Origin of the sequence: Neobacillus drentensis (assembly GCF_036965245.1) — a bacterium.
Classification (GTDB): Bacteria; Bacillota; Bacilli; order Bacillales; family Cytobacillaceae; genus Neobacillus; species Neobacillus drentensis_G.
In genome coordinates, this window is sequence record NZ_JBALPG010000154.1 from 6,573 (window position 1) to 22,017 (window position 15,445).

Sequence of the window (15,445 nt, forward strand, 5' to 3'; positions counted from 1 at the left end):
GGGAAATTCCGAATAATGTAGATTTATATTAAAACAGGATATAAGGAGGATAACATGTCAGATCATCAACAATTTCTCGGTGAACGAGATAAAATTGATTTTCTTATCCAAAAGGGATGCCGCATTAGCGGAGTAAGAGAACATTTAAATGGTGCTTCTGTTGATTTTTTACATCCAAATGGAAATGTAACCGAAACACTTCAAATTGGAACGGCTAATGGCCGGAAGTATTTTTCTAGTATATTAATTAACCAGAAACAAGCGAACAGCTAAGTGGTGTTGGGTAAGAGATAAAGGATTGGTTGAATGGCCAATCCCGTTCTACCCAAAGTTCTGATTTTAAGGAGAAGCTTACTTATGAAGGAACATTTTCAACTAACAGTTGCAGATATATTTAAACGAAAGCACTTTGAACAAGCTTTGGTTATCGCGGGAAATGAAGGCAATCAGAGGACTGTCAAATGGGTTCATGTGGTTGAGGTTACAAGTATTCGAAATCTATTAAATGGGAATGAGCTTATCTTATCAACTGGTGTTGCCTGGAAGGATAATATGAAATTATTTGTCTCCATGGTAAAGGAATTTATTGACAACAAAGCTGCTGGTTTATGTATTGAAATGGGTACCTACCTAACTAAGGTTCCAGATGAGGTCATTGAAATTGCCAATGAGTATCAATTCCCAATTATTATTTTTCAAAAAGAAGTCCCGTTTGTTGAAATTACACAGGATATTCATTCGGTCATTATTAACCAGCAATACCAGAAGATTTCTGATTTAGAGAATTATTCTCAGAGCTTAAATAAACGGCTGCTAACTATTGAAACCTATGAGGATATCCTTCAATTTATTTTCTCTGCATTGGATGTACAAATTATTTTCCGTCTGAAAAGTCAAGAGCATGAATTTGTACCCGAAATAAGCAAAAGTGAACAATACTCTATTATTCATCAACTAGAAGAGGCAAAGTTGCAAGCTAATGATTTTATCGCCTCTTCACCTATCTTTTTGTTCGGTCAGGAATATGCCGAGTTGTTTATATATTCTAAGGATATACCGATCAGCGAGTATGATTTATTGATCTTAGACCGAACAGCGACGGCAATAGCCCAGCATTTATTACGAGATTTATATGTGGAAGAAAAAAAGCGGGTAGAAGAGTTTGAGTGGCTACATGGCTGGCTGGAGGGTGAACATTCATTTGAGGATATTCATGAATACTTATTAGAAAATGGAATTAAAGGAAAAACGAATGACGCAATCGTTTTGATCACCAAACAGACACCCATAAAAGAAAAAGCAAGCCATGATGTTACTTACTTAAAATTATTATTTCGTTCTTTTTTTGAACAGAATGGATTTGCCGTCTTTTTCGTCGAAAAAAGAAACGAAATTACCTTCATTCTTCTAAATAATCGTACGAAAAAGAATCTGAAGGAACGGATTAAAAATGCGATCGAATCCATCCAGGAATCTGAATTTATCCGCAAACAAAATCCAGGAAGGCTTATGATTGGAGCGGGGAAGTTTATTCATTCAGTACGTGATGTACATAGGAGCTATCAGACAGCCAAAGAAACATTAAGAATTCAACAAAAAATGACTAACAAACAATTTTTTTATTTTTACGAGGATTTGCATTTATATCGGCTTATTTCGCAGATGAGTAAACATACCGATTTGCAGGAGATTGCATTGGAATATCTCCATCCTGTTATTCAATATGATCAGAAATACAATGCCAAGCTTCTCGAAACATTAAAAGCCTATTTGGAATGTAATGGCTCAAAGCAGGAAACGTCCAATAAGCTGTTTATCGTCAGGCAAACTTTATACCATCGCCTGCAGAAGCTTGAAAATCTTTTAGGTGAAGATTTTATGGAGCACGAAAAAAGGGTTGCAATTGAATTTATGCTTTTTGTCCATGGTTATTTAGCGGCTGCCCAGCCAACAAAAGCAAATCAGCCAAGTGAGGAGGTAGTGACAAATAGAATACATGTTAAATGAATGTTCAAATTGTCATGGAAATGATTTAAGCCATTTTACAGTGTGTCTAATGAAAGCATTTTAGTGATGCGGGATAATGAATATATAAGGTTTTGCAACGCTGAATTATTACAAACTATTATTCTGAAAAATAAGGAGGGCAAGACATGAGTGTGACAAAAAATGAAACGGCTGCATTGAAAAATTATATTAATGGTGAATGGGTGAGTGCAAACAGCGGGCAAACACTGGATGTGCCGAATCCTGCAACAAATAAGGTAATCACAAAAGTTCCAGTTTCATCGAAAGAGGACGTCAATCTTGCTGTTGCAGCGGCAAAGGAAGCATTTAAAAAGTGGAAAAACGTCCCTGTTCCAAAGCGTGCGAGGATCCTATTTAAGTACCACTACCTTTTAACCGAAAACCATGAGGAATTGGCGAGGCTGATTGTTCAGGAAAATGGAAAGGCTTACAAAGAGGCATATGGGGAAGTTCAGCGCGGGATTGAGTGTGTCGAGTTCGCTTCCGGTGCACCAACTTTAATGATGGGAGAAACGTTATCAGGAATTGCAGAAGAAATCGATTCCGAAATGTTCCGCTATCCATTGGGCGTTGTCGGAGGGATTACTCCGTTCAATTTTCCGATGATGGTGCCGCTTTGGATGTTCCCGCTAGCCATAGCTTGTGGAAATACGTTTGTGTTAAAGCCGTCTGAACGGACGCCGATTTTGGCTAATAGATTAGCAGAGTTGTTTACTGAAGCTGGAGCGCCAAAAGGAATATTAAATGTCGTTCACGGTGCTCATGATGTCGTGAATGGTTTACTAGAACACAAGGATATCGCGGCGATTTCCTTTGTTGGTTCCCAGCCGGTTGCTAAGTATGTATATGAGCGGGCAGCAGCAGAAGGAAAACGGGTTCAAGCTCTTTCTGGTGCGAAAAATCACCATATTGTCATGCCTGATGCCGATATGGATAAGGCTGTCCAACATATTATTAGCTCCACATTTGGAAGCGCAGGGCAGCGCTGTATGGCCTGCAGCGCCGTAGTGGTTGTCGGTGATAATGATCCATTTGTCACAGCGTTAAAGAAAAAAGCAGATGAATTAATTATCGGGAATGGAATGGATGACGAGGCATTATTAACTCCAGTCATTCGTAAGGAACACCGTGATAAGGTCCTTGGCTATATCGAAAAAGGGGTAGAGGAAGGCGCAGATTTAATCAGGGATGGCCGCAGGGAGATGGATGAACTTCCAGAAGGGAATTTCTTAGGGCCTACGATCTTTGATCATGTTACCCCTGAAATGACGATTGTTAAAGACGAAATCTTTGGACCGGTATTAAGTTTGCTTCGTGCGAAAAATCTTGATGAAGGATTAGAATTTATTCGCAAATCAAGGTACGGGAATGGTGCTACTATTTATACAAACAACGCCAAAGCCGTCCGTCAATTCAGAGAAGAGGCAGATGCAGGTATGTTGGGGATTAACGTCGGGGTTCCGGCAACAATGGCGTTCTTCCCATTCTCGGGCTGGAAGGACTCCTTCTATGGCGACCTCCACGTAAACGGGAAAGACGGTTTGAATTTCTACACCCGCAAAAAAATGATCACCTCACGATTTGACGCATAGTAATAGTGGAAAAATGATTTATGGTGTCAGGCACCATTACTAATATTGGAGGGATGGTTATGGTTCAAACGAGGCGGCCGCATGAAACGTTATTAGAGCAGGATGATCAGTATGTATGGCATTCGATGAAGCCTTATAACCCGAAAGCGACGATTGTTGCGACAAAGGCAGAGGGTTCATGGGTGACGGATGCCGATGGGAAACGCTATTTAGATGCGATGGCAGGCCTATGGTGTGTGAATGTTGGGTACGGAAGAACCGAACTTGCAGATGCAGCATATGAGCAATTGAAAGAGATGGCCTATTTCCCGCTATCACATAGCCATGTTCCTGCTATTAAACTAGCAGAAAAGCTGAACGAATTGCTTGGAGACGAGTATGTCATATTTTTCTCAAACAGTGGTTCTGAGGCTAATGAAACTGCTTTTAAAATTGTAAGACAATATCATCAGCAGAAGGGTGAACATAACCGCTACAAAATCGTCTCACGCTACCGAGCATATCACGGCAATTCAATGGGAGCTTTGGCGGCAACAGGGCAGGCGCAACGAAAATACAAGTATGAGCCGCTCGCACCTGGGTTTATTCACGTCTCGCCACCCGATTCCTATCGTGATGATACAAATGTTGCCGATCCGAAGGAATTGTCCTCGGTAAAAGAAATTGATCGGACGATGACGTGGGAGTTAAGTGAAACAATAGCTGCGATGATCATGGAGCCAATCATTACCGGAGGCGGCGTACTCGTTCCGCCTGAGGGCTATATGAAGGCAGCAAAAGAGGTGTGTGAAAAACATGGTGCCCTCCTAATTGTTGATGAAGTAATTTGCGGTTTCGGCCGTACAGGCAAGCCATTTGGCTTTATGAACTACGGCGTGAAGCCTGATATCATCACAATGGCAAAGGGGATTACCAGCGCCTATTTACCACTTTCGGCAACAGCAGTCCGCAAAGACATTTATGAAGCGTTCAAAGGCACGGAGGAGTATGATTACTTCCGACACGTTAATACGTTTGGCGGAAATCCTGCTGCCTGTGCCTTAGCATTGAAAAATCTTGAAATTATGGAAAAGGAAAAGTTATTCGACCGTTCCAGAGATTTGGGGGAACAGTTACTGAACGACTTAACGAACTTGCTCCAGGATCATCCATATGTCGGAAACGTCCGTGGGAAAGGATTATTAGTTGGGATTGAATTAGTGAAGGATAAGACTACAAAGGAACCATTGGATACAGGACTTGTTAATCAAGTCATCGCCAGCTGTAAGCAGGAAGGTATTATTATAGGAAAAAATGGTGCAACGGTTGCCGGGTACAATAATGTGTTAACCTTGGCACCGCCGTTAAATATCGAACAGAAGGACTTACAATTTATCATTAAAACATTGACAGAATCCCTTAATAAAATACTTTAGATTTTAAAAAAGAACACTTGCAATCTTACATTTTGTATTTTGCGAGTGTTCTTTTTTTATAGTCAAAAAATCTACGAAATCACGAAATTCTGTTGATAATCAAACTTTGCTTATCACAGGGGGTGCTTTTTTGTGCCCGTTAATTTGGAATAATAATACTCACATGCTATAGTAACTTCATCCGGTTCAATCTATTAAAGCTTCTGTAAAATCTCTGTTGACAGTGCTTGTTGGCTGTTAAAAAAAGGAAGCCAGTCACAGTGAGGGAGTGACAGTGCCCGTTGGTTGAGAAAAAAGAGGAAGCCGGGCACTGTGAGAGGAAGAGAGTGCCCGTTGGTTGAGAAAAAAGAGGAAGCCGGGCACTGTGAGAGAGTGAGGGTGCCCGTTGAAGGCGAAAAAAGAGGAAGATGGGCACTGTGAGAGGAAGAGAGTGCCCGTTGACGGTGAAAAAAGAGGAAGATAGGCACTGTGAGAGGATAACAATGCTGGTATCAACCAAAAAAGTGTGATGGTTATTCAAAAATTAGTGAAGTAAAGCAAACATTAAAAGGAAGAGATTCATGACAAGTACAGGAACATACATAAAAGAATGGCAGCAGGCACTCCATATTGAAATCTCCCATTTAAAAAAGTTCGGAAGTAACAAGTTCATCGTCTCAAATGGAAGGTTACTATCGAGTGATAGCTCGTTTACCTACTATTTTGATACCGCCTATTCTTTACGAATTCCGGTTGGAGCTACAATTCGACTTGAATGGGGCGGCTTAAAACAAAGTGGACGGGTGCTTTCATCTGAAGGTAAAGGCGTAATCATTAACCTCGAACAATCATTCGGTGATTTTATTTCGGAGGCAGCCTTGTTTCATGACCCATGGGAACTGCTTGAACACCTGATCCAACGATTAGATGACATCAAAAAAAATAAACAGAAACGATTACGAGTGAAAAAATTGATGGATCCCTCGATGCCAGCGAAGCATCCGGCTGAAAAAAGTAAAAGCAATGTTCACGAATTATTGTTGAGGTCAAAATACAATCCCGTTTCCTTTGTCTGGGGTCCTCCAGGCACAGGTAAAACATATACACTTGCACGTGTAGCCGCAAATAAGTATTTTCAAGAAAAGCGGGTGTTGATTTTATCACATAGTAACCAAGCTGTTGATGTCTTAATAAGTGAAATTTCAGGGTTTATTAACAAGAAAGACCGCTATCGTCAAGGAGATGTCCTTCGCTATGGATTTAATACTGGAGAAAACATAGCTGGCCATAAAGCGATTACCACAACCCAGCTGCTTGAGAAACAAGACCCTCATCTAGCTGAAGATAAAGAGAAATTACTAGATGAAAGACGAAATATAAAACAGGATTTAGCTCGTTCTTTTAGCAAAAGGGACACGAATCATTTGCTTGAGTTAGAAACGAAGATTGCTAGGGTGCTCGAAAAAATTCGTCAACGGGAAATTCAATTTGTGAAGGATGCATTTATTGTCGGGACAACACTGGCTAAAGCTGCGAGTGACCCGGCGATTTTTGAAAAGGAATTTGACGTTGTCATTCTCGATGAAGCAAGTATGGCCTATGTTCCACAAGCCGCATTTGCTTCATCACTCGGCAAACGTGTTATCATTTGCGGAGATTTTAGGCAATTACCTCCAATTGCGTCTTCAAGGGATCCTTTAGTAACCATGTGGTTGAAGGAGGATATCTTTCATCGGGCAGGTGTCGTCGATTGGGTTAACGATGGCAAGCTTCATCCACATCTATTTTTATTAAAAGAACAACGGAGAATGCATCCGGATATCTCTGCCTTTACTAATAAATACATCTACCATTCACTCGTTGGTGATCATGAAAGTGTTTGGAAGAGTAGAAAGAAAATCGTCGAAAAAGCACCGTTTCCTAACAGGGCATCCGTTCTAGTGGATACGAGCTTTACCGGAGCCTATTGTATGACAGATCGGACATCGCATTCGAGGATGAATCTTTGGCAAGCGTTATTGTCGTTTCAACTCATTCATGAATCATACTTAAGCGGATTTAGATCGATTGGTTATGTGACACCATATCGGGCACAAGCTAATTTAATGGAGCTCATACTCGAGGATGTGTACGAAAAAGAGTGCGTAACTGCCGATATTATTGCCGCGACCGTTCATAGGTTTCAAGGCAGTGAGCGGGATGTTATGGTTTTTGATACCGTTGAAAGTGAGCCCCAAACCCGCGCAGGCATGCTCTTAACAGGCAAGGATAGCGAACGATTGATCAATGTTGCAATAACAAGAACAAAAGGTAAGTTCATTCATGTCAGCAATCATTCATTTATTCGTAAGCATGTTTATAATGGAAAAACACTTAGACAGCTAGTGGAGCACCAGGAGAGGAATCAGCAAACTGTTGGAACAAAGGATATTGGAAAATGGATTAACAATCAACACCCAAGATTACAATGGATGCATGCACTTAAGCTAGAAAAAGTATTCCGGGATATTGAAACGGCAACGTCATCGATCGTCATTTCTCTTCCAGAGACTACCAAATTAACGGAACATTGGAAAGGAAAACTCAAAAATAGGAATAATAGAGTAAAATTAATCGTAATATCTGAAGAGGAAATATCAGAGTTACAACCTGATCAATGGCTAAGCGAAGGCTTGTCATTTCCATTTATCATCATCGACGAGCGGCTTGTTTGGCTGGGACTTCCAATTGAAGGTGTAAGAGGTGTTCGGCCGCCATTTATCGCAGCAAAACTTGATTCGCAGAAGGTTTCTGAATACCTTTTAAGTCAATTTTTAATGAAAGAGTAGAAATCGCAGGGCTTTCTCTGCCATTTCTACTCTTTTTTTGCTTTTTACATGTTTTTGCATTCTAACCCCTTTTTAAACCGATGTATAAGATTTTTTTAGTTGAGATAATTTTTCTATCAGTGAAATTGGGTGTTTTATCGGCAAATCTATGAAGTTTATCAGCGAATCCATCTTAAGTCCGGGATGAAAATCATATAAATGGAAATGATAAATTTGTTAGTTGTGGTAAAAGGAATCTTTCAAAAAAAGGAGATGAAAATAATGACAAACGTAAAACTCGCGGTCATTTATTACAGTATGGGTGGAACGAATTATCAGCTTGCACAATGGGCTGCAGAGGGTGCAAAAGAAGCTGGTGCTGAGGTGAAGGTTTTAAAGGTTCCTGAGCTTGCACCACAATCCGTGATTGAAGGAAATCCAGGCTGGAAAGCACATGTGGAGGCGACAGCCCATGTCCCTGAGGTAAAATTGGAGGATTTAGAGTGGGCTAACGCCATTATTTTCAGCGTTCCGACACGCTTTGGGAACATGCCGGCGCAAATGAAGCAATTCCTCGATACGACAGGAGGTCTTTGGTTTAACGGCAAGCTAGTGAACAAAGTGGTGAGTGCAATGTCTTCAGCCCAAAATCCTCATGGGGGACAAGAGGCGACTATCTTATCACTTTACACGTCTATGTACCATTGGGGAGCAATTGTTGCAGCACCAGGTTATACAGACCCTATTATTTTCAGTTCAGGAGGAAATCCATACGGAACAAGTGTAACCGTGGGTCAAGATGGAAAAATGATTGAAGATGTGCAAGCAACTGTTAAGCACCAGGCAAAGCGTACGGTTACTGTAGCTGAATGGGTGAAAAATGCGAATCAATAATAGAGAGAGAGCTAATTGGGAAAACCCAGTTGGCTTTTTTTATGTAAATTTTCAAAAAAACTCTATTGACTTTTCCTTGTTTTCTATGGATAATCAAAGAAATTATTAAATTGAAAATGGTAAGGGACTAGTAAATTATTCGAATGTGTTAGAGAATGAAACCCAAAGGCTGAAAGGTTTCTCACGGGAAGATGTTTGAACCTGCCCTCAAATACCGCTTATGCAAACATAAGCCGTTATCCCACGTTACGGGTTCGAGCGGATGCTTAGCATCAATGAAGGTGGTACCACGGAAACGATTTTTCCGTCCTTTTTAAGGACAGAAGAATCGTTTTTTATATTTTTTTGGTTCTTTTAAAGGTAAATTTTTTACAAAGCGTCATTCTTTTGCTAAAAACAACAAAGAAATGAATAGTCATTTTTTAAAGAAAGGTTCGAAAGGATATGAAAAAACAGCTTGTGGTTGTGAAGATTGGGAGCAGCTCACTTACAAACACGTCGGGGACGATTTCTGACGAGAAAATGCGTGATCATGGGGAGGCACTTGCTTTTCTAAAAGCCGAGGGACATGAGGTCATACTGATTTCATCCGGTGCTGTTGCGGCAGGATTTGGCTCACTTGGATACCCCACACGACCAAAAAGTACAGCCGGGAAACAGGCGGCAGCGGCCGTCGGGCAAGGGCTATTAATGCAACATTATAATCAGCTGTTTCAAGAGTTTGATATGGTACCTGCGCAAATACTATTAACTCGTGAAGATTTTTACAGCCAGATGCGGTTTCAAAACTTATATTCTACAATTCATGAGCTGCTTCAAAGAGGTGTTGTGCCGATTATTAATGAAAATGATTCTGTTTCGATTGATGAATTGACCTTTGGCGATAACGATTTGCTTTCAGCTCTCGTCAGCGGTTTTTTACATGCAAATGCCCTGATTATTTTAACAGATATTAATGGGCTTTATGATGGCAATCCGAATGTTTCAAAAGAGGCCAAAAAATTTAATTTTATCCCTGAGGTTTCGGAGGAGCTGCTTGCTGTTGCGGGTGAAAGCGGGTCTTCTGTAGGTACTGGCGGAATGAAATCGAAATTACTCGCAGCCAAAAAAGCATTATCCCTCGGTGTAAGCGTCTTTGTCGGCACTGGGACCGGTAAGGAAAAACTGGCGGATATTTTGGCTGGTAAAGGGGATGGGACATATATAGGCGGCCCATTCCAAACGCAAATGCAAATGAGAAAGCAATGGATTGCGTATCATTCTCATGTAGGAGGCGTAATCGAAATCGATGATGGTGCCGAAAAAGCAATTCTATTTCAAGGTAAAAGTTTACTTCCGGTAGGGGTCACGAATGTAATTGGAGAGTTTAATGCCCTGGATGTCGTAGTGGTTAAAAACCAAAGAGGGAAAACCGTTGGAAAAGGGCAAATTTATTATTCCTCTAAGGATTTATTAACGGTAAAGGGTTTACCGAGTGAACAATCGAAATGTTATTCCATTAACAAAAAAGCAGAAGTGATTCACCGTGATAATTGGGTCACTATGCCTAAGGAAGGAGCTTAAGAATGAGTGAATTGTTAGAAAAATCCAGAAAACTAAAACAAGCAGCAAAGCAGCTGGGGGTACTTTCAGCAGTTGAAAAAAACGATGCTTTAGCAAAGGTTGCCGACCATTTATTGACAGAGAAAGAATGGATTTTAAGTGAAAATGCAAAGGATATTGAAGTAGGGAAAGAAAAGGGACTTTCACCGTCTCTTTTGGATCGTTTGCTTTTAACGGATGAGAGAATCGAACAAATTGTCGATGGGGTTCGTCAATTGATTCATTTAGAGGATCCAGTTGGTGAAACTATCGAAGCATGGGTACGGCCTAATGGGTTAAAAATTGAAACGGTTCGTGTACCACTTGGGGTTATCGGAATGGTATACGAAGCTCGTCCAAATGTGACGGTTGATGCCGGAAGCCTTTGTTTAAAAGCGGGAAATGCAGTTCTTTTACGAGGAAGTTCTTCTGCGATTCATTCTAATAAAGCTCTTGTTCACGTTATGCGCGAGGCACTTGCTGGGACGGCAATTCCAAAGGATTCTGTCCAGCTTTTGGAAGATACAACACGTGAAACAGCCGCAGAAATGTTTAAATTGAACCAGTACTTAGATGTTCTAATCCCTCGCGGTGGTGCAGGGTTGATTCAATCAGTCATCCAAAATGCCACCGTTCCTGTATTAGAAACAGGCGTTGGTAACTGTCATGTGTTTATTGATAAAACAGCAAAAAAAGAAATGGCAATTGATATTGCGATTAATGCGAAGTTACATCGACCATCTGTTTGTAATGCAGCAGAAACAGTGCTTCTTCATGAAAATTGGCCGTTTGTATCCGAACTATTACACGTGCTTCATGATAAAGGGGTTGAGCTGCGTGGAAGTGAAGATTTAGTCTCCTCCTATTCGTTTGTCAAAGAAGCAGGAGAAGAAGATTGGCACACTGAATTTTTAGCTCCGATTCTAGCAGTGAAACTAGTAAACAATGTGAGAGAAGCAATTGATCACATTGACCAATATGGAACTAAGCATTCAGAAGCAATTATTAGTGAAGATAAAGAAAATGTCAGTTTATTTTTTAAGACAGTGGACGCAGCTGTACTTTACCATAATGCTTCGACTCGGTTTACGGATGGTGAGCAGTTCGGCTATGGTGCGGAAATTGGAATTAGCACTCAAAAGCTGCATGCCCGCGGGCCAATGGGCCTAAAGGCATTAACGACAACAAAAGCAATTGTGCAGGGAAGAGGACAGATCCGGTCTTAAAATTTGAGTTTAGCGCTGAAAATGCGCTTTTTTTTTTGCGTTCTGTTATGGCTATGCTAATTTTCATTGTTTAATAGATTATTTTTTTGTTGGTTCTACATTGACATTAGGGTTGAAATTTTATGAAAAAGCCTACGTAGAGAGGTTCTACGTGGACATTTCGGGTGAAAATCCGAAGAAAAGCCTACGTAGAGAGGTTCTAGATGGACATCACAGGTGAAAATCCATGAAAAAGCCTACGTAGAAAGCCTAAACTTCTCAAATATTAAATCAACCAAAATATATACCCTAGTTTCTGTTATAATGAATATACAAACATATATTCTCTTAGTAGGTTGGTGGTTTAGTGTCAAATGACGTTCGTATTTCCGTTCGAAACCTCGTTGAACATGTGTACAAGTGCGGCAGTATAGATTCTCGTTTCCGATCCCAATCGACACTAATAGATGGGACGAGGATTCACCAAAAAATCCAGAAAACCTATCATGATGGTGATCAAAAAGAGGTTTATCTGAGTACTGAAATTACCTACGATGGCCTTACATTTATTATTGATGGCAGATGTGATGGGCTTTTATTTGAAGATGGCATGGTAACAATAGATGAAATTAAGTCTTTTACTCAACCGCTTGACCAATTGGAGGGAGAGGGTTCCCCTGTTCACTGGGCGCAGGCGAAAATGTATGCCTATATATATGCTAAAGACAATGCGCTTCCGGAAATTCTTGTCCAGCTAACATATGTCCATGTTGAAACGGAAGGTAAAATATATTTTAAAAAGTACTACTCACTCGCAGACTTAGAGACATTTGTTAATAAGGTAATTGAAGGTTATGCCCTTTATGCCAAGCTGCAGTATGAGCATCGAGTCAAACGAAATGAAAGTTGTAAAGCGCTGGTTTTCCCATTTGATACGTATCGGGCGGGACAGCGGAATTTGGCTGGGGGTGTTTATAAAACCATTATAGATGGAAAAAATCTATTCGCCAAAGCACCCACTGGAATCGGCAAGACGATTTCTACTCTTTTTCCGGCGGTGAAAGCGATCGGTGAAGGTCAGGCGAACCGAATTTTCTATCTTACCGCAAAAACGATTACCCGAACGGCAGCGGAGGAGGCATTTGCACGCATGCGTTCCTGCGGTCTATGTCTAAATGCCGTCACCATAACGGCAAAAGACAAGGTCTGTTTCAAGGATGAAACCAAATGCCAAAAGGATTATTGTGAGTTTGCCAATGGATATTATGATCGGATTAATGATGCCATTCTTGATATATTAACAAATGAGAACGGGATGACTCGTGAGGTGATCGAATCCTATGCACGTAAGCATACCGTCTGCCCGTTTGAGTTTTCGCTTGACCTTTCCTATACTGCTGATGCTGTAATTTGTGATTACAATTATATTTTTGACCCGCGGGTGTCGTTAAAGCGGTTGTTAGAGGAGCAAAAGAAGGCCAGCGTCTTATTAGTGGACGAGGCACATAATCTGGTTGACCGAGGCAGGGAGATGTTCTCAGCCTCGTTAAATAAAGAGACGTTTCTTCAATTGAAAAAAGACTTTAAGGGCGTCGATAAGGTGATTTTTGAGGCAGCTCGTAAGTTGAATTCTTGGTTCATTTCTTTGAAAAAAGAGCATGATGATAAAACAGAATTTGTCTTAGAGCTCCTAGATGAAGCGTTCTTAGAACAGCTCCTTCAATTTTCAAAGGATGCAGAACAAGTACTAAAAACAGAGACCTCCCAAAGTCTATTGGAAGCTTTTTTTATGGTGAATAACTTCTTAAAAATATCCGAGCTTCTCGATGAACATTATGTAATCTACGCTGAGAAAAATAGAAACGATGTTACGGTTAAACTGTTTTGCATTGATCCATCTAAACTACTTAGGCAAATGGGAAAAGGGTATCGCTCTAAGGTGTACTTTTCCGCAACGCTTTCGCCCTTACCCTATTATCAAGATATCCTTGGCGGAAAACAGGAGGATTATTTCCTTTCAATCCCGTCTCCATTTAGAGAAGAACAAATCGACGTCTTTATCAAACCATTGTCCACTCGCTTCAAGGATCGCGAACTGACTAAGGATGCGATCGTATCAATGGTACAATCGTTGATAAAAAAACGGCCAGGAAATTACCTGATCTTTTTCCCTTCTTATCAATACTTACTGTCCGTTTATGAGCAATTCAAGCAAGTTGATGAAGAAACCGATACATTAATTCAAACAACTGGGATGACGGAAGCAGAACGAGAGGAGTTTTTAGCGGCCTTTACTCCTAATCAAGACAAAACCTTACTTGGATTTGCTGTTCTTGGCGGAATTTTTTCTGAAGGAGTCGATTTAATCGGTGATCGTTTAAATGGAGTGGTAGTCGTAGGGGTTGGTTTACCACAGCTTTGTTTTGAACGGAATCTTATAAAGGATCATTTTAATAAAAAGGATAAGAATGGTTATGATTATGCATATGTGTTCCCTGGTATGAACAAGGTGCTACAAGCCGGTGGGCGATTGATCCGCTCGGAAACAGATCATGGGACGATTGTACTTGTCGACGACCGTTTTTTACAAAAGCAGTATCAATTGCTCTTGCCTCAGGAATGGAATCACCTTACAATCATTTAAAAAACGTCTATTAATGTTTCGCTAAATAATCGAAGTGAACATAAATTTGACTATTTAATCTAACTTTATTAAAATTAGATTAAATAGTTTAATTAGGGTGATTAAAAAGTGCGAACAAAGGCTAATCCAATATCAATTTTTATATTAGATGTAAGTAATTCTTCGTCCGAAGGCATGGGAGATGAACTGACCGTTTATCTAGATGAAATGGTGAAATGGATCAATATTTGGACAAAAGAAATTGGCTCCACCAAAGTCAAGCATCGATCAGGGGATGAAATTATCTTTGTTGGTGATGGCTATTCTACAGCATATATCGTTGCATTTTTCATCAGCAGGATATGGAAATATCGTCAACACAAACCCTATTTTGGTTTGTCTTTTGGCGATATCGATCGACAACTAGTTGAAGTTGATATTGAAAAATGGATCCATCCATTGATAAAGCAGGCTAGATATGCTAATGATTTGTTAAAACAAGACCATAATAGGTCTCCCTTTAAATTTGAGCTTGATCAATTTTATCGTGGAGAGAATAGTACTCCTTTTGTATACAATCAATTTAGAAATGAATTTGAGTCTTTATTCAATACCATATTGCATTTGCAACACAATCTCATGCAAGAACAAACTTATATCCAGGAGCTCGTATGTTCCTTCTATCTTATAGTGCAACAGCAAAAAGCAATAGGAAAACTACTTGGCAAAACACCGCCTACCATTTCAAGTCATTTTAAAAAAGGAAAAAGTGAGGAAATCCTCCATAGCTTTCATGAAATAATTAAAATCCTAAATTCCTTGCAGGAAAAGGCTTATTCAGGAATAGTTGTTAACCCGAAAGATACAAGTGATATTCTTACCCAATCCATCAGAAATCATTTGAAAGAAAATATATATACACTGCTTGATTAGTAGCACTAATCGAACAGAGAGGGGAAACCATGTTACTTTTATGTCTAATTCTCGCGCATCTAATTGCCGATTTTTATTTACAAACAGATGAAATGGTAAAGGAAAAGCATAAAAATATAAAGAAACATATTATGCATCATTTTTTAATGACGGCATTCATTCTTAGTGGTTTCTTGATTTTTCATTTTAAACCAATGAATATCCTCAGTTATTTTATTTTTCCGTTGGCTTTTATTGTAGTTTCTCATTTTCTCATCGACATATTAAAAATTAAACTGCTCGATACATTAAAATTTTCGAACGAGGAAAATCTGAAACGGCTTAGTTTTTTCTTCCTAGACCAATTACTCCATCTTGGTATGATCATTCTTGCATGTCAGTTATATAT

At 39.9% G+C, this 15,445-nt stretch carries 11 protein-coding genes; all 11 read left to right on the forward strand.

Translation table 11 applies throughout. The features are described from left to right. Nucleotides 1-54: 54 nt before the first annotated feature. Nucleotides 55-273, forward strand: coding sequence for a hypothetical protein (locus V7150_RS23165; RefSeq protein WP_335522905.1), 219 nt, complete (start codon nt 55-57; stop codon nt 271-273). Nucleotides 274-357: 84 nt separating this feature from the next. Then, nucleotides 358-2,007, forward strand: a complete 1,650-nt coding sequence (locus tag V7150_RS23170) for a PucR family transcriptional regulator (RefSeq protein ID WP_335522907.1) — start codon at nt 358-360, stop codon at nt 2,005-2,007. 146 nt (nt 2,008-2,153) lie between these two features. Further along, a complete protein-coding gene (locus tag V7150_RS23175; protein ID WP_335522909.1) occupies nt 2,154-3,620 on the forward strand; it encodes a CoA-acylating methylmalonate-semialdehyde dehydrogenase in 1,467 nt (488 codons plus the stop codon). A 59-nt stretch (nt 3,621-3,679) separates the two neighbouring features. Beyond that, nucleotides 3,680-5,035: an aspartate aminotransferase family protein gene (locus V7150_RS23180; RefSeq protein WP_335522910.1), complete on the forward strand. Its 1,356-nt coding sequence runs from the start codon at nt 3,680-3,682 to the stop codon at nt 5,033-5,035. A 560-nt stretch (nt 5,036-5,595) separates the two neighbouring features. Then, complete coding sequence (locus V7150_RS23185) at nt 5,596-7,842, forward strand: AAA domain-containing protein (protein ID WP_335522912.1); 2,247 nt, start codon at nt 5,596-5,598, stop codon at nt 7,840-7,842. A gap of 261 nt (nt 7,843-8,103) precedes the next feature. After that, the gene (gene wrbA, locus V7150_RS23190; RefSeq protein ID WP_335522913.1) at nt 8,104-8,715 is read left to right on the forward strand and encodes an NAD(P)H:quinone oxidoreductase; all 612 of its coding nucleotides are present in this window, start codon (nt 8,104-8,106) and stop codon (nt 8,713-8,715) included. A gap of 444 nt (nt 8,716-9,159) precedes the next feature. Next, nucleotides 9,160-10,278 (forward strand): glutamate 5-kinase, encoded by a 1,119-nt coding sequence (proB, locus tag V7150_RS23195; RefSeq protein WP_335522915.1) that lies wholly within the window; start codon nt 9,160-9,162, stop codon nt 10,276-10,278. A 2-nt stretch (nt 10,279-10,280) separates the two neighbouring features. Continuing rightward, nucleotides 10,281-11,522: a glutamate-5-semialdehyde dehydrogenase gene (locus V7150_RS23200; RefSeq protein ID WP_335522917.1), complete on the forward strand. Its 1,242-nt coding sequence runs from the start codon at nt 10,281-10,283 to the stop codon at nt 11,520-11,522. A 346-nt stretch (nt 11,523-11,868) separates the two neighbouring features. Next, nucleotides 11,869-14,145 (forward strand): ATP-dependent DNA helicase, encoded by a 2,277-nt coding sequence (locus V7150_RS23205; RefSeq protein WP_335522919.1) that lies wholly within the window; start codon nt 11,869-11,871, stop codon nt 14,143-14,145. Nucleotides 14,146-14,253: 108 nt separating this feature from the next. Continuing rightward, on the forward strand, nt 14,254-15,057 hold the full coding sequence (locus V7150_RS23210) for a hypothetical protein (RefSeq protein WP_335522921.1): 804 nt from the start codon (nt 14,254-14,256) through the stop codon (nt 15,055-15,057). Between the two features lie 29 nt (nt 15,058-15,086). Continuing rightward, on the forward strand, nt 15,087-15,445 hold a 359-nt coding region (locus V7150_RS23215; RefSeq protein WP_335522923.1), incomplete at its 3' end, for a DUF3307 domain-containing protein.